Raw genomic sequence first — 17,822 nt, forward strand, 5'->3', positions numbered from 1 at the left:
AGATTCCGTTTGAATTCAGGTTCGAGAAGATACTGGATCGATTTACATGATGGCCATCATATTTCTTGCGTATTGATGATGGACGTCATATATTTTGTCAAGCGACTATTTCTGGAGACGACAATGCGGGTCAGCCGCGAAAAATTTGCCGAAAACCGCGAAAGGATCCTGAGCGTTGCCGGCGTGCTTTTCCGCGAAAACGGTTTCGACGGGGTCGGCGTCGCCGACATCATGAAGGCGGCGGGACTGACGCATGGCGGCTTCTACGGTCATTTCGGTTCGAAGGACGACCTGGCACTGGAGGTCAGCCGCAAGCTGATCGACAAGGTCGAAATACGCTGGAAGGAGCATATCGCCGAATCGCCCGACCGGCCGCTGGCCGCCCTTCTCGACCATTATATCCACTGGCGCACGGTTGACGATCCCGGTGGCAGCTGCGTCTTCGCAACGCTGATCCAGGAGGTCAGCCGCAGCCGCGGCGCGGTCCGCGCGGTCTTCAGCGATGGGCTGTCCGTGCTGGTCGACACGCTTGCCGATATCGTTCCCGGCGAAACGGAAGAGGAGCGCCGTGCCAATGCGACGACGACGCTGTCATCGATGATGGGTGCTGTCATTCTTGCCCGCGCGGTCGAGGACCGGGCGCTTGCCGAGCAGTTTTTGGTGACGATGCGCCGGCAGCTCGATCCTGAAAGCCAGGCATAATCTCAGTCGGAAAGGCGAGGGTTTCGATCTCCCTCTCCGCGCGGAGTGGGATCTACCTTGCACAAGCCTGAGGACCGAGAAGCCAGCGGCTACTTGAATCCGGCGATGGCGTGCGGGACGTAGGGTGCTTCCAGTGCTGCGATTTCCTCGGCGGTGAGCTTGACCGAGAGCGAGGCAACGGCGTCTCTGAGGTGGTTCGGTTTGGACGCGCCGATGATCGGGGCGGTCACCGCACTCTTCTGCAGGATCCAGGCAGTTGCGACCTGGGCGCGGGAGATGTTGCGGGCCTTGGCGATTTCGGCCACGGCCGCGAAGATCTTGCGGTCGGCATCGATGGACTGGGTGTAGAGTGTCTTGCCGAATTCGTCGGTTTCGCTGCGCGCCGTCGTCTCGTCCCAGTCGCGGGTCAGGCGGCCGCGGGCAAGCGGGCTCCAGGGGATGACGGCGATTTTCTGATCCTCGCAAAGCGGCAGCATTTCGCGCTCTTCCTCACGGTAGAGCAGGTTCAGGTGGTCCTGCATGCTGACGAATTCGGTCCAGCCGTTCAGCCTGGAGACGTAAAGCGCCTTGGCGAATTGCCAGGCATACATGGAGGAGGCGCCGATATAACGCGCCTTGCCCGATTTGACGACGTCGTGCAGCGCTTCCAGCGTTTCCTCGATCGGCGTCGTGTAGTCGAAGCGGTGGATCTGGTAGAGATCGACATAGTCGGTGCCGAGACGACGCAGACTGTTGTCGATCTCGTCGAAGATCGCCTTGCGCGACAGCCCGGCGCCGTTCGGGCCCGGCCGCATGCGGTTGAACACCTTGGTCGCCAGCACGATGTCCTCGCGTTTGGCGAAGTCTTTTATGGCCCGGCCGACGATCTCCTCTGATGAACCGTTGGAATAGGTGTTGGCGGTGTCGAGGAAATTGATGCCGAGGTCGATCGCCTGCTTGATCATCGTCCGGCTTTCTTCTTCCCGAAGGCTCCAGGCATGATTGCCGCGGCCGGGATCGCCGAAGGTCATGCAGCCCAAGCAGATTTTCGACACTTCGAGACCGGTCTTCCCAAATTTTGCGTATTCCATGAAACGACTCCGTGATGAATTGGATACCAGGCGCCTTTCGATGATTTAGCGCGAGATGGCCAAAGCCGCAGGGCGGCAAATGAAGAATCTATGCTGCATGCGCACAATGATCCGTGATCGAGACTTCTGAAGCCGCGCTCATCGCCGTCGATTCTGGCTGCAGCTTGCACATCCGCGCCGCAAGATGTTAGCTGATGCAGCATTTTTATCGGAATCCGACCATGCAGCTGCCGTCCCACGATCGTTATGACGATCTTTATCGCGATTTCTCCTGGCGGATCCCGGAGGACTTCAATATCGGCCGCGCCGTCAGCGACGACTGGGCCGCAAGAGATTCCGAGCGCGTGTGCCTTGAGCATTTCAGCCCTGATGGCGATCATCTTTCGCTGACTTATGGAGAGCTTGCCGGTTCCTCCTCCATGTTCGCCAATGCGCTGGCTTCGCTCGGCATTAAGCGAGGTGACCGCGTCGCTCTGCTGATGCCCCAATCCTTCGAGACCGTGGTCGTTCATGTCGCGATCTACAAGATGGGTGCAATTGCCTTGCCGCTTGCGCTGCTCTTCGGCGTCGAGGCGCTCGAATACAGGTTGAGGATCTCAGGTGCGACGGCAATCGTCACCAATGATTTCGGCCTCGATCGCATCCGGAAAATTCGCGATCGGCTGCCGGAGCTCCGGCATGTGATCAGCGTCGATGATGCTCACGATGCTCTCTCCTTTGCCGATTTGATCGTGTCATACGAGCCCTTCTTCAAGGGAGAAAAGACGGCTCCCGACGATCCGGCGCTGATGATCTTTACCTCCGGCACGACGGGGCCGCCCAAGGGCGCGTTGCATGGTCATCGCGTTCTGCCCGGCCATATTCCCGGTATGCAGTTTGCCCATGAGGGCTTTCCGAAAGTGGGCGACAAGGTCTGGACGCCGTCCGACTGGGCTTGGGCGGGTGGGTTGCTCAATGCGTTGCTGCCGAGCCTGCTGCTCGGAATTCCCGTCGTCTCGTCGCCGGCGCAGAAATTCGATGCCCATATGGCTTATCGTATCATGGCGGAGATGGATGTGCGCAACGCCTTCATTCCGCCGACGGCGCTGAGGCTGATGAGATCCGTGTCCGATCCGCGCTCGAAATATGATCTGGTGCTGCGCACCATCGGTTCGGCCGGGGAGGCGCTCGGCCGAGAGACCTATGAATGGGCGCGGCATACGCTCGGCATCACCGTCAACGAATTCTACGGCCAGACGGAGTGCAATTTCGTGCTTGCTTCCAGCGCTGTCTATGGCGTCACCAAGGCGGGTGCCATTGGACGGGCAGTGCCCGGGCATCGCGTCGCGATCGTCAGCGAAACGGGCGACGAGTTGCCCGTCGGCGAACCGGGCCAGATCGCCATCGCCAGTCCCGATCCTGTGATGTTCCTCGGCTATTGGGACGATGCGGCGGCGACCGAACGAAAATTCGCCAAAGGCTGGCTGCTCACCGGCGATATCGGCCGGCAGGACGCCGAGGGCTACGTCACCTTCGAAGGCCGCGATGACGACGTCATCACCTCGTCGGGATATCGCATCGGCCCGGCCGAGATCGAAGACTGCCTGATCGGCCATCCCGCCGTGCAGCTTGCCGCCGCCGTCGGCAAGCCCGATGCCGTGCGCACCGAAATCGTCAAGGCCTATATCGTGCTTTCACCAGGCCATCATCCAAGCGACGCGCTGGCCGCCGACATAAGGGAATGGGTGAAGACGCGGCTTTCGATGCACGAATATCCGCGTGAGGTGGAATTCATCGATGCATTGCCGCTGACGACCACCGGCAAGGTGATCCGCCGACTGCTGCGGGAGAAGGCGGCCGGCGAGGTTAGCCCCGGCCGGCAAGCGACATGATCTTTTCGCGGAGCATCTTCGCCATGTTGCGGGTGCTGCGGTACATGTGAAGCTGGGCGGTGACCTGGCGCATGTCGCGGTCGCTGTTCTGCGTCAGGCCGATCACCAGCGTTCCCATCTCCTCGCGCTCCTGCCAGAAGCGGCTCATGATCGGATGATCCGAGACAGCGCAGGAATCGGAGCGGACTATATTGGCATCGTCGAGATGCCATTCGGTGAGTTCGCTCATCAGCAGCTTGCCCGGCGAATAGCGGGCATAGTTTTCGTCGTAGGCGGTCTTCCACGTATAGGCCTCGCCGCCCATCATCAGCACGACGATGGCGGCGATCGCCTTGCCGTTGAGGTCGATCGTGTGAATACGTACGGCATCGACGGTGGCAAGGTTCGACACCGCCTCGCGGGCGAAGGCCGTGTGATAACGATCGGTGACGAGAGCGCTTCGCCGCTTGCCCTTCCAGCCGCCGGCTTCCATTGCCAGAAATTCCTCGAAGCGGATATGGATTTCGCGCGGTTGCCGGGCGACGGTATAGACCGCCGTTCCCTGTTCCTCCAGCTGGCGCCACTGGCGGCGCATCTCGCGCATATGCGAGGAGGAGATGGTTTTGCCGAGATAGACCGGCGCCTCTTCCTCGCTCTGCAGCATTGGGCGCAGGTAAGGATTGGTGACGGTAACGGGAAGATTGCGGCTGAGCGCCACGGCCTTGAGCATGCGCACGAAGATACCGTTCAGCCTGAGATCCGGCAGGACCAGTATGCCGGGCAGATTGAGATCGCGCGCGGTCAGCCCCTCGAAGAGGTTGTCGAGCGTTTCGGCGGCATCCTCGCCATCGACGAGCGGCGTGCCGAGCGGACCGAAACTGTTCGACCAGCCGCGGATGATCGACGGGCCGACGGCGAAGCCCGGCTTGTCGACCGAAAACGGCAAGAGGAACCGCATGCGGCTGCGGCCGGCATTGTGATCGCGGATCAGGGCGAAGTTCACCTGCCGATCTTCGAGCCGCGGCATGGCGGGGGCGAGGAAACGGCCGGAGAAAAAGACGTTCGGTTCCATCGCCCGGTTGGAGAGGAAATCGAGCTCATCCTGAAGCTCATAGCCCAGCTTGCCGGGATAAAGGCAGAGCTCGCGCCCCGGCCGGCCGATCTCCGCGCGAGCCTCAGCCCGCGGTGCTTCGAAATTCAACGCAGCGAGATCATGCACCATGCGGTTTGCGGCGCTGTCGGTGCTTTCGGTAACGGGGGGAACACGCACCATCTATCGAACTCTCATTTCAGTCGTTGCGGTGGAGGGGCTGGCGAAAGCGAAAAGGACGATGCCGAGCGTGCCGCGCACGGCGACATGCAGTAGGATCGCCTCGACTGCCATGGCGGAGGCCGTGGCGATCGCCGTGCCCTCGATGCCGTAATGTGGGATCAAAGCGAGGTTAAGGCTGACATTGGCCGTCAATGCGCCGGCATAGAGTGCGACACAGAGGTTCTGCTTGCCTGCCATCATCAGCAGCGTTTCGGCCGGGCCGACCAGCGATTTGGCGAGGATGCCGGCAAGCAGGATCGTCATCACCAGATAGCCTGATGTAAAGGCGCCGCCGAAGAGCGACAGCAGCAGATGGCCGGCCGCAAGCACGACAAGGCCGACTCCGAGCGCCGGCCAGAAGGTCCAGCGGGCGGCGTCGATGGCAGCGGTTGCCAGCTGGGCGTGGTCGCCTTCGGCGATGATCGAGGAAAAGCGCGGGCCGGAGGCCGCCTTGACCGAGAAATTGATGAAATGCACCAGCGCCATCGTCTTGGCGGCGGCGAAATAGATGGCGACGTTGTGCGGCTCGAGGAAGATGCCGACGACGACGACATCGGAATTGGTGAGCAGGAAGCTCACCCCCTCGATCAAGAAAATCGGGAAGGCGACGCTGAACCAGGCGAGGAAATCGACCTTGCGCGGGCCTTCGTCATAATGCCGGCGAAGGCGGTAGAGCGTTGCGGCATACTGACCAAGGGCGGTGACGAAGGTCGCGACCAGCGCCGCCTGCATCGCGGTGACGGCCGTGTGCTCGGCGCCGATGGCAATCGCAATCAGCATGAAGAGGATGATGAGGATCGGGCGGACGATGTAGACCGGGCTCAGCGCCATCACCGGCCAATGGTTCGCCCGTGACGTGCCTTCCAGAATATCGCCCAGCGCGATCATCGGCATGGCGAGCAGGCCGATGAAGATCGGGACGAGATAATAGACCTGGATCATATCGCCGAAGAAATGCAGCCCGAGCATGCCGGCGGCGAGCACCACCGTTCCGGACAGCAGCGCAAAAATCCGCGCCGTGCCGGTCAGGCCGCGGATTTCCTCGAAAGCGCCCGCTGCCCTGTATTGCGGCAGGAAGCGGATGATCGCAGTGTGGAAACCGAGGCATGAGAGATCGCCGAAGACGACGACCAGCACCCAGACGAAAACGAAGATACCATATTCATATTCGCCCATCAGCCGGGCAAGCACGATCTGGGAGACGAAGGCAAGTGCAGCGCTGAGGATACGGATCGAAAACGCCGTCAGCGCCATGCGCTGGGCGGCCGCCCTCTCCCCGCGTTCGGTGAGCACGGCGGCAAGCATGCGCAGCGTACGGCCGCCGATTGGGCGCAGGCCCGCTGGCAGCATCTTCTCCGCTGTTTCTATGACCGCCATGATGAACACGCAAAACTCTGAGGTCAGGCAAATCGCCCTGAAGTCTTGACAGAACAGGGTTAAGAAACGGTTCCGGATCGGGCTGCCGTCCAACGCTGAAATTCCGGTTTTCCGGCGTTGCCGCAGAAAAGAAAATGCCGCCCGAAGGCGGCATTTTCGCGGATCTTTGCGGGCTTGCCTCAGACCTGCTCGAAGGCGCCGTGGCAATGCTTGTATTTCTTGCCGGAGCCGCAGGGGCAGGTCTCGTTGCGGCCGACCTTGCCCCAGGTGGCGGGATCATCCGGGTTGCGGTTTTCAGGAGAAACGATGACTTCCGATGCCTGGTAGATCGCCGGGGCGAAATCGTCCTCGCCGGTCGTCGGATCCAGGTGATGGGCCTGCATCAGTGGCGGTTCAGGCTCGGCAGGCGCCTGCTGCACCAGTTCGACGCGCATCAGCTGGGCGGTGACGGCCTCGCGCAGATTGTTGAGCAGCGCCGTGAAGAGCTCGAAGGCCTCCGACTTGTATTCCTGCAGCGGATCGCGCTGGGCATAGCCACGGAAGCCGATAACGGAGCGCAGATGGTCGAGGTTGACAATGTGCTCGCGCCAGAGATGATCAAGCGTCTGCATGACGATCGAGCGTTCGACATAATGCATGATGTCGTCGCCGAAACGCTCGGCCTTTTCCGTGAAGGCCGCATTGGCGGCTTCCGTCAGTCGCTCGCGGATATCGTCCTCGCCGATGCCTTCTTCCTTCACCCAGTCCTCGACCGGCAGGTCGAGATTGAGGATGTTCAAAGCGCTGGTCTTCAGGCCGGCGGCATCCCATTGTTCGGCATAGGCGCGCTCTGGAATATGCTTGTCGACCATGTCCTCGATCACCTCACGGCGCATGTCGGAAACGGTCTCGGAAATATTGGTCGATTCCATCAGTTCGAGGCGCTGCTCGAAGACCACCTTGCGCTGATCGTTGAGAACGTCGTCATACTTCAGGAGGTTCTTGCGGATGTCGAAGTTGCGGGCTTCGACCTTCTTCTGGGCGCGCTCCAGGGCCTTGTTGATCCAGGGGTGGACGATCGCCTCGCCCTCCTTGAGGCCGAGCTTGGTCAGCATGCTGTCCATGCGGTCGGAGCCGAAGATGCGCATCAGGTCGTCCTGAAGCGACAGATAGAACTTCGAGCGGCCGGGGTCGCCCTGACGACCGGAGCGGCCGCGCAGCTGGTTGTCGATGCGGCGGCTTTCATGGCGTTCGGTGGCGATGACGTAGAGGCCGCCGGCGTCGAGCGCCTTTTGCTTAAGCTGCTTGATCTCCTCGATGATCGCCTGGATCCGGGCGTCACGCTCCGGACCGGCTTCGACTTCGCCAAGTTCGCGCTCAATGCGCATGTCGAGGTTGCCGCCGAGCTGGATGTCCGTGCCGCGGCCGGCCATGTTGGTGGCGATTGTGATGGCACCCGGCACGCCGGCCTGGGCGACGATATAAGCTTCCTGCTCGTGGTAGCGGGCGTTCAGCACCTTGAAGTCGTCGAAGCCTTGCTTGCGCAGGCGCTCGGCGAGCAGTTCCGATTTCTCGATCGAGGTGGTGCCGACCAGCACCGGCTGGCCGCGCTTATGGGCGTCGAGGATCTCCTCGATGATCGCCTTGAACTTCTCGTCGAAGGTCCGGTAGACCTCGTCATCCTCGTCGAGGCGCTTGATCGGCAGGTTAGTCGGGACCTCAATGACATCGAGATTGTAGATATTGGCGAATTCTTCCGCTTCCGTCTGCGCCGTGCCGGTCATGCCGGCGAGCTTGTCGTACATGCGGAAGTAGTTCTGGAAGGTGATCGAGGCCAGCGTCTGGTTTTCCGGCTGGATCTGCACCTTTTCCTTGGCTTCGAGCGCCTGGTGCTGGCCTTCCGAATAGCGGCGGCCCGGCATCATGCGGCCGGTGAACTCATCGATGATGACGACTTCGTCGTTGCGGACGATATAGTCCTTGTCGCGCTGGAAGAGCTTGTGGGCCTTCAGCGCGTTGTTGACGTGGTGGACGATCGCAACGTTCTCGATGTCGTAGAGCGCGTTGCCCTTTAAGAGGCCGGCCTGGCGGAGCAGGTTTTCCAGCTTCTCAGTGCCCTCTTCGGAGAAGTTGGCAGAGCGCTGCTTCTCGTCGATCTCGTAATCGCTGGGCACCAGCAGCGGAATGTAGGCGTCGATCGTATTATAGAGTTCGGAGCGGTCGTCGAGCGGGCCGGAGATGATCAGCGGCGTGCGCGCCTCGTCGACGAGGATCGAGTCCACTTCGTCGACGATCGCGAAGTTGTGGCCGCGCTGGACCATCTGGTTCTTCTCGTACTTCATGTTATCGCGCAGATAATCGAAGCCGAGTTCGTTGTTGGTGGCGTAAGTAATGTCGCAGGCATAGGCCGCGTGACGTTCCTCGTCGGAAAGGCCGTGGACAATGACGCCGGTGGTCATGCCGAGGAAGCCGTAGACGCGGCCCATGGTGGCGGCATCGCGCTGGGCGAGGTAATCGTTGACGGTGACGACGTGCACGCCCTTGCCGGAAAGCGCGTTCAGGTAGACCGGCAGGGTGGCGACGAGGGTTTTGCCTTCGCCCGTCTTCATCTCGGCGATCGCATTCGAATGCAGGATCATGCCGCCGACCAGCTGTACGTCAAAAGGCCGCAGGCCGAGAACGCGGCGCGAGGCTTCGCGCACAACGGCAAAGGCCGGGATCAGAATGTCGTCGAGCGTCTTGCCCTCAGCGAGCAAGGCGCGAAACTCCACGGTCTTTGCCGCGAGCTGCTCGTCCGTCAGCGCCTTCGTCTTCTCTTCGATAGAGTTGATGGCAATGACGTTCGGCTGGTAGGACCGCACGCGGCGGTCGTTGGAAGACCCAAATAACTTGCGGGCTATACCGCCAAAGCTGACCATATGACTGGCCCTTTCTCAATATTCATCCCCGGCGTTTCTTGTCCGCGGCCCAGCCGAAAATCAGGCGCGCGCCTTAAAACGCCCGGAAACTGTTCTGGACGCGAGGTTGCGTGACAGATAAGAGGGGGGTCGAATGATGTCAACGGATTTGGCGGATACAGAAAGGCCACAATCCGGTGTCGATGGCTATTTTCGGCTGGATTCAGGGGATGCTGAAACCGGCAATGTAACTGTGAAGGGTATTTCATGTTGAGCACCAACAAACTTGCCGTTCTGGCGTTCGCAACTTTTGTTGCGCTCCAGGCCCCGGCCTATGCCGATGACGCCGTCATCGCCAAGGTCGGCACCCTGGAGATCCACCAGTCGGAACTCGACCTCGCCGTCGCCAATCTCGATCCCCAGCTGGCGCAGCTTCCCGATGACCAGAAGAAGGTCGCAGCCCTTTCCGCCGCCATTGACGTGAAGCTGCTCGCTGCCGACGCTGCGGCGGAGAAGCTTGATCAGACCGACGAATTCAAGAAGCGCATGCAGTATCTCTCCGACCGCGAGCTTCACAATGCCTATTTCAAGAAGCATGTCGTCGACATCGTGACGCCTGACGAAGTCAAGGCCCGTTACGACAAGGAAGTCGCCGCCCTGCCGAAGCAGGAGGAAGTTCACGCCCGTCATATCCTCGTCAAGACCGAGGACGAAGCCAAGGACATCATCAAGCAGCTCGACGCCGGCAAGGATTTCGCCGAACTCGCCAAGGAAAAGTCCACCGATCCGAACAAGTCGGAAGGAGGCGATCTCGGCTATTTCTCGCGCGGCCGCATGGTCAAAGAATTCGAAGACGCAGCCTTCGCGCTTGAAAAGGGCACCTACTCAAAGACGCCTGTTAAGACCGATTTCGGCTTCCACGTCATCAAGGTCGAAGATAAGCGCGACGCTCCGCCGCCGCCCTTCGATCAGGTGCAGGATCAGGTTCGTCAGCTCGTTATGCGCGACAAGTATCTTGCGCTTCTGAACCAGGCGAAGGCCTCCTCCAAGATCGAGATCACGGACGAGACGCTGCGCAAGGGTTACGACCAAGCCAACAAGCAGCCGGAGCCGGGCAGCGAGCCGGTTGCCCCGGCGCCGAAGCAGTAATATTCGCAAGGGCCCGGTTTTTCCGGGCCCTTCACTATCGTCGTTGTTGTCGCATTTCCGGACGGCGAGCCGGTTTCCATTTCGCCTGGAAATGCTTATTGGTAGGTCTCATCATCATGTCCGGTTCCGTCTCTCCGCTCGCTCCGAAATCCTTCGTCTCGATGCCACCGCTGCGCGGCGTGCGCATGGCGACGGCTTCCGCCGGCATCAAGTACAAGAACCGTACCGACGTGCTGATGATGGTCTTCGACAGGCCGGCGACCGTCGCAGGCGTTTTTACCCGTTCGAAGTGCCCGTCGGCGCCGGTCGATTTCTGCCGGGCCAACCTCCCCCATGGCAGCGCCCGCGCCGTCGTCGTCAACTCAGGCAATGCCAATGCTTTCACTGGCCTGAAGGGCCGCCAGGCGACCACGCTGACGGCGAAGTCGGCTGCCGCTGCCGTCGGCTGCGCCGAAAACGAGGTCTATCTGGCCTCGACCGGCGTCATCGGCGAGCCGCTCGATGCCACCAAATTTTCAGGCGTTCTGGACCGGATGCAGGCCGAAGCGACCGGCGATTTCTGGTTCGAGGCCGCCAAGGCGATCATGACGACCGACACCTATCCGAAGGTTTCGACCCGCAGCGCCGAGATCGGCGGCGTGGCCGTGACGATCAACGGCATCGCCAAGGGCGCCGGCATGATCGCGCCCGACATGGCGACGATGCTCTCCTTCGTCGTCACCGATGCCGACATCGCGCCTGCCGCGCTGCAGGCGCTTCTGTCTGACGGCGTCGGCCCGACCTTCAATTCCATGACCGTCGACAGCGATACCTCCACCTCTGATACGCTGATGCTGTTTGCGACCGGTGCGGCGGCCGAGGACGGCCAGGCCCGCATCGAACGCGCCGACGATCCGCGCCTTGCCGCCTTCCGAGCCGCACTCAACGAAGTGCTGAAGGATCTGTCGCTGCAGGTGGTGCGGGACGGCGAGGGCGCCACCAAGATGCTCGAAATCACGGTGACGGGTGCAGAGAGCGACGCCGCTGCCAAGCGTATCGGGTTGTCGATCGCCAATTCGCCGCTGGTCAAGACGGCGGCCGCCGGCGAAGACGCCAATTGGGGCCGTATCGTCATGGCCGTCGGCAAGTCCGGCGAGATGGCCGATCGCGACCGGCTCGCCATCTGGTTCGGCGAGATCCGGGTCGCCGTCAATGGCGAGCGTGATCCCGATTATTCCGAGGAGGCGGCCTCGAACGTCATGAAGGCGCAGGATATCCCCGTCAAAGTCGATATCGGGCTCGGCACCGGCACGGCAACCGTCTGGACCTGCGACCTCACCAAGGAATATGTTGCGATCAATGGCGACTATCGGAGCTGATCGTTCATTGGCGCAGGCATCCATTTCCTCACACAATCTGCCGCTGGTCCGCAGGCTGGAGGCCGTCGGCTTTCGCGCCTGGCCAGCGGCATCCGTTCAATATGACGGCAGCTGGCAGGTGCGGCTGACGGCCGGTCACCCGTCCAACCGGCTGAATTCGATCGTGCCGCTCGATCCTTCGGATCATCGCGACGTCGAAATCCGCCTGGAAAAAGCGCGCCGCAAGTTCGAGGCCTATGGACGCGCTGCCGTGGTCCGCCAGACGCCGCTTGCCTCGCCGGTGCTGATCGAACTTCTGCGCACGCAGAACTGGACGCGCTTCGATGAGACGGTGGTGATGACCTGCGACCTTGCCGAGGCGGAGCTGCCGGATACGCTCGATCACCTGCCGACCCATGATGTCGGTCGGTTCGTCGACGCCAATCTTGCCGTCGACCAGGCGCCACTGAGGCTGAAGCCGGCGCTTGCCGAAATCATTTCGGCGATCAAGCCGCCATCCGGCCTGTTCATGATCGAGAACGCGGCAGACGGCCCGCTTGCGACCGTGCTCTGCGTCCAGGACAACGACCTTGCCGGCATCATGTCGCTTTCGGTCTCCGAGGCGCGGCGACGCGAGGGGCTCGGCACCGAAATCCTGACCTCGGCGCTGCGCTGGGCGCGCATGCGCAGCGCCCGTTCGGCCTGGCTGCAGGTGAAGCGGTCCAACCGCCCGGCCATCGCACTCTATGAGCGCCTCGGTTTTCGCGACGCCTATCATTATTGCTATTGGCACAGGGAGCCGCGATGAGCGAGGCAGGCCGGAAGATATTGCTGGTCGCCGCCTGTGCGCTGATCGATGCCGATGGGCGTATCCTGTTGGCACAGCGTCCCGAGGGAAAGTCGCTTGCCGGGCTCTGGGAGTTTCCCGGGGGGAAGGTCGAGCCCGGCGAGACGCCGGAGGAAACGCTGGTGCGCGAGCTCGAGGAAGAGCTCGGCATCATCACCAAGATCGCCTGCCTTGCGCCGCTTACCTTTGCCAGCCATTCTTACGAGACCTTCCACCTTTTGATGCCGCTTTATATCTGCCGGCGCTATGAGGGCATTCCCCAGGGCCGGGAGGGCCAGGCGCTGAAATGGGTGCGTCCGCAGGCGCTGCGCGATTACCCGATGCCGCCGGCCGACGAACCGCTCATCCCAATGTTGCAGGATTTACTTTAGCGTTATCTGATTATTATTGTGCCACACCGTTTTCGGCTGTGGATATTAATGGATCGTTTAACACCTTCTGCCAAAGATCGGCCTCAATCAAGCATCTGGCGTGCGTGTATTAAAAGGCTTGACGTCATGGACGATGATTTCTGGAAAGCTGTCCGGGAAAAGGAACGGGTTTCGTCTGCCTCGCGCAGGACGGGTGCGCTGAATATCGCCCTTCTGTTCGGAACGGCGGTGGTCGCGCTGACCCTCATTCTGACGCCGATGCTTGCGGATTCCTCGAAGAAAAGCGTCTTTGCCAGCGCGCCGGCGGATTTCGATACGATCACGACGGGATCAATCCCGAAGAGTGAAAGCGGCAAGCGTTATACGATCCGCCGCAGCGTCCTTCAGGATACGCCCGGGTCGGTCTGCGTCGTTCAGGGCTATGGCGTCGGCGCCGGTTGCTGAATGCCGGCCGTCGCCCGATGGTCGTGGAATTGGTCGTTTGCAGTCGGTTTCGCTCAGAGGGTCGCGTAATAATGCGTATTTTGAAAGCATTTCTTGCTGATAACAGAGGTGCGACGGCAATTGAGTATGGCTTGATCGCCGCCCTCATTTGTGGCGCGCTCATCTCCGGCCTCGGGGCCTTCACCGGCGCCTTGCAAGACGTCTTCAACGTGATCGGCAACAATCTGCCTGCGAATTGAAGATGCTGCCACCGCTACTGCTTGAGCTTGTGCTCGTCCACCTTCAGTGCATCGGCGAGGCGCGCCTTGGCCGAACCTGGCCTGAGCGGCTTTTGCTGGCTCTCGTGGGCAGACCATCCCGAGACATAGATGATCGAGAAGGTGGCGCGGATACGTCCATCGGGATCGGAATAACGTTCGGCGTAGATCTCCGCTGCGCGCAGGAAGAAGGCGCGCGTCAGGGGCATCCGGGCGCGGGCTGCAAGCGGATTGCTCATGCCCATCGCTCTCAGATCCCGCATCAGCGGAAAGAGCGAATCATACCGCACCGTATAGTTCTCCGCATCGATCACCGGCAACGTGAAGCCGGCGCGCTGCATGAGGCTGCCGACATCGCGCACATCAGCGAAGGGAATGACACGCGGGCTTGCGCCGCCCGTCATCTCGACCTCGGTGGCCAGCAGCACATCGCGCAGTTCCTGCAACGTGCCGGCGCCGGAGATCGCGGCCATGAACAGGCCGTCCGGCTTCAGGGCGCGGCGGATCTGGATGAAGACACCCGGCGTATCGTTGGTCAGATGCAGGCTGAGCGGCGCTAGGATAAGATTGGCCGATTGCGGTTCGAGCGGCACATCCTCCAGCGGCGCCTCGATCAAGGTTTCGCCCGGTCCGGCATAGGCCTTCTCGCTTTCGATGCGGATCATCGTGCCGATTTTGCCCGTCGCTAGCGCGGCACGGGCGGCGGCACCGGTTGCGCCATGCAGTTCGACGGCGGTCTCGAAAGTCCGCTCGACCACCGTAAGCCTCTCGGCCATTTCCTCAGCGGCAATGTCGAGCAGGAAGGCGGCTTTCGGGTCGTTGTTTGCAAGCGCGCGATGGCGATGTGCGGCGATCAGGGCTCTGTCGAAGATCGTTTCCATAGCGATGTCCTTAGTCCCGCGCCGCCTGTGCGGCAAGACGATTTTCCTTTCGTGGAGAACACGCTAGTCTCTGCGGCATGGGGCCAATCGAATTGAAAAGACCGGCAGAATTCTTGCGGACGCATCTCTTGCGGCCGTTTTCGGCGCTTGCCGATTTCCTTTATCCGCCCGCCTGTTCCGTCTGCGGCATTTCCACAGGCGGCCATCGCGGGCTCTGTGCGAAATGTTGGTCCAGTATCCGCTTCATCGAACGGCCCTATTGCGAGGTGCTCGGCATTCCCTTCTCGCACGATCTCGGCGCCGGGATCCTCAGCGCCGAGGCGATCGCCAACCCGCCGCCCTTCCACCGGCTGCGGTCGGCGGCAACGCACGACCATGCCGTCCGCGGTCTTGTTCATGGGCTCAAATATCGCGATCGCACCGATCTGGCGCCGATGATGGCTGCCTGGATGCTGCGCGCTTCCGACGGAACGGTCGAGAGCTGCGATGCGCTGATCCCGGTGCCGCTGCACCGCACCCGCATGCTGACGCGCAAGTTCAACCAGGCAGCCGAGCTTGCCCGCCATATGGCAAGGCTCTCGGGCAAGCCGCTGCTTGCCGCCACGCTTATTCGCGTCAAGCGCACCAGCCAGCAGGTCGGCCTTGGCGCAAAGGCGCGCGAGGACAATGTCAGGGGCGCTTTCGCGATTGCCAAGGGTTGCGAAAACGACATTTTCGGGAAGCGCATCGTGCTCGTCGACGACGTCTATACAACAGGGGCGACGGTCGCTGCGGCAAGCCGGACACTGCGCAAGGCGGGTGCGGCTGAGATAACGGTTTTGACCTTTGCAAGGGCTCTCTCCGAGCCTATATGACAGAAATACCCGGCGTCGGTCTGGAGAGATTATGGTACCCGTCACCATCTACACACGGCAGTTTTGCGGCTATTGCAGCCGCGCCAAGTCCCTTCTCGAAGAAAAGGGCGTCGAATACGTCGAGCACGACGCGACCTTTTCGCCGGATCTTCGCCAGGAGATGATCGGCAAGTCGAACGGGCGTACTACCTTTCCGCAGATATTCATCGGCATCGACCATGTCGGCGGTTGCGACGATCTCTTTGCACTCGATCGGGCCGGCAAGCTCGATCCGTTGCTTGCAGCTTGAGGAAGAGCCGATGAGCTTCAAGGCCGCCGCCGTCCAGATGTGCTCTGGGGTCGATCCGGTGAAGAATGCTGCGGCCATGGCGCGGCTGGTGCGCGAGGCCGCTGGCCAGGGCGCGACCTATGTACAGACGCCCGAGATGACGGGAATGCTGCAGCGCGACCGTACGGCGGCACGCGCCGTGCTTGCCGACGAGGCGCATGACATCATCGTCAAGACCGGCTCCGAGCTCGCTGCGGAATTCGGCATCCACCTGCATGTCGGTTCGACGGCGATCGCCCTTGCCGACGGCAAGATCGCCAATCGCGGTTTCCTGTTCGGTCCCGACGGCAGGATTCTCAATCGCTACGACAAGATCCATATGTTCGACGTCGACCTCGACAATGGCGAGAGCTGGCGTGAAAGTGCCGCTTATACAGCCGGCTCGGAGGCCCGCGTCCTGTCGCTGCCCTTTGCCGAAATGGGCTTTGCGATCTGTTACGACGTGCGTTTTCCCGCGCTCTTCCGCGCCCAGGCGATGGCCGGCGCCGAGGTGATGACAGTTCCCGCCGCCTTCACCAAGCAGACCGGCGAGGCGCATTGGGAGATCCTGCTCAGGGCACGCGCGATCGAGAACGGGGTCTTCGTCATCGCCGCTGCGCAGGCCGGCCGGCACGAGGACGGGCGCGAGACTTTCGGCCATTCGATGATCATCGATCCCTGGGGCACGGTGCTGGCGTCGGCCGGCGCCGCCGGCGAGGCGGTTATCGTCGCCGAGATCGATCCCGCCGCTGTCAAGGCTGCGCATGACAAGATCCCGAACCTGAGGAATGGCCGGGAATTCTCGGTCGAAAAGATTGCGGGAGCAGTCGCCGGAGGCGTCGCCGCTTGATCCGCTATTCCCTCACCTGTGACAATGCCCATGAATTCGAAGGCTGGTTTTCGGAAAGCGCCGATTTCGATCGTCAGGTCGAAACCGGTTTCCTGATCTGCCCGGTCTGTCATTCCGCCGCCATTTCCAAGCTGTTGATGGCGCCTTCGGTGTCGACTGCGCGGAAGAAGGACGAGATCCAGACGCTGGCGATGGATGCCATGCGCCGCGACGCCCTGCAAAAACTCAAGGAGGCCGTTGCGGCGGTCAAGGCCAATTCCGAGGACGTCGGCACGCAGTTTCCCGAGGAAGCCCGCAAGATCCACTATGGCGAGGCGGATGCCCGCGGCATCATCGGCCAGGCGACGGTCGACGAGGCGCAGGCGCTCTTGGAAGAGGGCATCGAGATCGCAGCCATTCCGGTTTTGCCGGAAGACGTAAACTGACATGCAGTCCGCGCGTCTGGTCGTCTGCAATTTCAGCCTGCATGTCGAGCTGCGGAAAGCGTAGCCGGCTTACTGGCGGCGGGAATTATGCCGGCCGCTTCGCCAGCAGCATATAATTCACGTCCATATCCTTGGACAGGTTCCATTGGTTCGATAGCGGATTGAAGAAGACGCCGGTGCGGTCGGTGATCTCGAGGCCGTTTGCGGCCAGCGGCTTTTCCAGCTCTTCCGGGCGGACCAGCTTTTCATACTGATGCGTTCCGCGCGGCAGCCAGCGCAGAATGTTCTCGGCGGCGAAGATGGCAAGCGCTGCCGCCTTCATCGTGCGGTTGATGGTGGCAACGAAGATCAGGCCGCCGGGGCGGACCATTTTTGCGCAGGACGTCATGAAGAATTCGACATCGGCGACGTGCTCCACCACTTCCATGTTCAAGACGATATCGAAGGTCTCGCCAGCCTCAGCGAGCTCCTCGGCGGTGACGGCGCGATAGTCGACCGAAACGCCGGAGGCCTTCGCATGGGTGGAGGCGATGCCAATATTCTTCTCGGACGGATCGGCGCCGACGACGGAGGCGCCCATGCGGGCGACAGGTTCGGACAACAGACCGCCGCCGCAGCCGATATCGAGCACGCGCAGGCCCTCGAGCGGGCGCGCGTTTTTCGGATCACGGCCGAAATTCTCGCAGACCTTGTCGCGGATATAGCCGAGGCGGACGGGATTGAACTTGTGCAGCGGTCTGAATTTGCCGGTCGGGCTCCACCATTCCGCCGCCATCGCCGAGAAGCGGTCCACTTCGCCCTGGTCGATCGTGCTTCTGGCGCCTTCCGTCATCGTCCACTCCTTCATTCGCTAAAAGTGAAGTCGGACGATCGGGGGCATAAGTCAAGGGTGCAGACCAAGGGACTGACGAGG

Annotated in this window: 18 protein-coding genes; 12 read left to right on the top strand and 6 right to left on the bottom strand. The window is 61.5% G+C overall.

The genetic code is table 11. From position 1 onward, the window contains the following. The first annotated feature begins 123 nt into the window (after positions 1-123). On the top strand, positions 124-702 hold the full coding sequence (locus HFO99_RS32030) for a TetR/AcrR family transcriptional regulator (RefSeq protein ID WP_222365653.1): 579 nt from the start codon (positions 124-126) through the stop codon (positions 700-702). Between the two features lie 89 nt (positions 703-791). On the opposite strand, the gene HFO99_RS32035 is transcribed toward HFO99_RS32030, so the two are convergent. Next, positions 792-1,772 carry an aldo/keto reductase gene (locus HFO99_RS32035; protein WP_222365654.1) on the bottom strand — a complete coding sequence of 327 codons (981 nt, stop codon included), beginning with the start codon at positions 1,770-1,772 and terminating at the stop codon, positions 792-794. A gap of 221 nt (positions 1,773-1,993) precedes the next feature. Between HFO99_RS32035 and HFO99_RS32040 the strand changes: the two genes are divergently transcribed. Then, positions 1,994-3,643 carry an AMP-binding protein gene (locus tag HFO99_RS32040; RefSeq protein WP_222365655.1) on the top strand — a complete coding sequence of 550 codons (1,650 nt, stop codon included), beginning with the start codon at positions 1,994-1,996 and terminating at the stop codon, positions 3,641-3,643. On the opposite strand, the gene HFO99_RS32045 is transcribed toward HFO99_RS32040, so the two are convergent. The 3 genes from HFO99_RS32045 to secA form a co-directional block, all read right to left on the bottom strand. Further along, positions 3,618-4,895 (bottom strand): GNAT family N-acetyltransferase, encoded by a 1,278-nt coding sequence (locus HFO99_RS32045; RefSeq protein ID WP_222253648.1) that lies wholly within the window; start codon positions 4,893-4,895, stop codon positions 3,618-3,620. The genes HFO99_RS32040 and HFO99_RS32045 overlap by 26 nt on opposite strands. Further along, positions 4,896-6,311, bottom strand: coding sequence for a lipopolysaccharide biosynthesis protein (locus HFO99_RS32050; protein ID WP_222365656.1), 1,416 nt, complete (start codon positions 6,309-6,311; stop codon positions 4,896-4,898). Positions 6,312-6,490: 179 nt separating this feature from the next. Continuing rightward, complete coding sequence (gene secA / locus HFO99_RS32055; protein ID WP_222365657.1) at positions 6,491-9,208, bottom strand: preprotein translocase subunit SecA; 2,718 nt, start codon at positions 9,206-9,208, stop codon at positions 6,491-6,493. Between the two features lie 246 nt (positions 9,209-9,454). Here secA and HFO99_RS32060 point away from each other — a divergent pair, with 246 nt between their 5' ends. The 6 genes from HFO99_RS32060 to HFO99_RS32085 all read left to right on the top strand — a co-directional run bounded on the left by HFO99_RS32060 (position 9,455) and on the right by HFO99_RS32085 (position 13,574). Then, a complete protein-coding gene (locus HFO99_RS32060) occupies positions 9,455-10,336 on the top strand; it encodes a peptidylprolyl isomerase (RefSeq protein ID WP_222365658.1) in 882 nt (293 codons plus the stop codon). 116 nt (positions 10,337-10,452) lie between these two features. Further along, positions 10,453-11,694, top strand: a complete 1,242-nt coding sequence (gene argJ / locus HFO99_RS32065; RefSeq protein WP_222365670.1) for a bifunctional glutamate N-acetyltransferase/amino-acid acetyltransferase ArgJ — start codon at positions 10,453-10,455, stop codon at positions 11,692-11,694. Then, positions 11,675-12,481 carry a GNAT family N-acetyltransferase gene (locus HFO99_RS32070; protein WP_222365659.1) on the top strand — a complete coding sequence of 269 codons (807 nt, stop codon included), beginning with the start codon at positions 11,675-11,677 and terminating at the stop codon, positions 12,479-12,481. Before argJ ends, HFO99_RS32070 begins: the two co-directional genes overlap by 20 nt. Further along, positions 12,478-12,891, top strand: a complete 414-nt coding sequence (gene mutT, locus HFO99_RS32075; protein ID WP_017966385.1) for an 8-oxo-dGTP diphosphatase MutT — start codon at positions 12,478-12,480, stop codon at positions 12,889-12,891. Before HFO99_RS32070 ends, mutT begins: the two co-directional genes overlap by 4 nt. Positions 12,892-13,017: 126 nt before the next feature. Next, positions 13,018-13,335 carry a hypothetical protein gene (locus HFO99_RS32080; protein WP_064247732.1) on the top strand — a complete coding sequence of 106 codons (318 nt, stop codon included), beginning with the start codon at positions 13,018-13,020 and terminating at the stop codon, positions 13,333-13,335. Positions 13,336-13,406: 71 nt separating this feature from the next. Then, positions 13,407-13,574 carry a Flp family type IVb pilin gene (locus HFO99_RS32085; RefSeq protein ID WP_064247733.1) on the top strand — a complete coding sequence of 56 codons (168 nt, stop codon included), beginning with the start codon at positions 13,407-13,409 and terminating at the stop codon, positions 13,572-13,574. A gap of 14 nt (positions 13,575-13,588) precedes the next feature. On the opposite strand, the gene HFO99_RS32090 is transcribed toward HFO99_RS32085, so the two are convergent. Beyond that, positions 13,589-14,473: a methyltransferase domain-containing protein gene (locus HFO99_RS32090; protein ID WP_222336326.1), complete on the bottom strand. Its 885-nt coding sequence runs from the start codon at positions 14,471-14,473 to the stop codon at positions 13,589-13,591. A gap of 77 nt (positions 14,474-14,550) precedes the next feature. Here HFO99_RS32090 and HFO99_RS32095 point away from each other — a divergent pair, with 77 nt between their 5' ends. Genes HFO99_RS32095 through HFO99_RS32110 form a run of 4 tightly spaced genes read left to right on the top strand, consistent with a single transcriptional unit; the run spans position 14,551 to position 16,909 of the window. After that, positions 14,551-15,327: a ComF family protein gene (locus tag HFO99_RS32095; RefSeq protein ID WP_222365660.1), complete on the top strand. Its 777-nt coding sequence runs from the start codon at positions 14,551-14,553 to the stop codon at positions 15,325-15,327. Between the two features lie 31 nt (positions 15,328-15,358). Further along, on the top strand, positions 15,359-15,616 hold the full coding sequence (gene grxC, locus HFO99_RS32100; protein WP_222253657.1) for a glutaredoxin 3: 258 nt from the start codon (positions 15,359-15,361) through the stop codon (positions 15,614-15,616). 10 nt (positions 15,617-15,626) lie between these two features. After that, entirely contained in the window at positions 15,627-16,484 is an 858-nt protein-coding gene (locus tag HFO99_RS32105; protein WP_222309956.1) for a carbon-nitrogen hydrolase family protein, read from the top strand. Further along, positions 16,481-16,909, top strand: coding sequence for a DUF1178 family protein (locus HFO99_RS32110; protein ID WP_222365661.1), 429 nt, complete (start codon positions 16,481-16,483; stop codon positions 16,907-16,909). The genes HFO99_RS32105 and HFO99_RS32110 overlap by 4 nt, the downstream gene beginning before the upstream one ends. 85 nt (positions 16,910-16,994) lie before the next feature. Here HFO99_RS32110 and ubiG read toward each other — a convergent pair whose 3' ends face one another. Beyond that, positions 16,995-17,741 (bottom strand): bifunctional 2-polyprenyl-6-hydroxyphenol methylase/3-demethylubiquinol 3-O-methyltransferase UbiG, encoded by a 747-nt coding sequence (gene ubiG / locus HFO99_RS32115; protein ID WP_222365662.1) that lies wholly within the window; start codon positions 17,739-17,741, stop codon positions 16,995-16,997. Positions 17,742-17,822 lie beyond the last annotated feature (81 nt).

The organism is Rhizobium leguminosarum (assembly GCF_019798305.1).
GTDB classification, from domain to species: domain Bacteria; phylum Pseudomonadota; class Alphaproteobacteria; order Rhizobiales; family Rhizobiaceae; genus Rhizobium; species Rhizobium leguminosarum_U.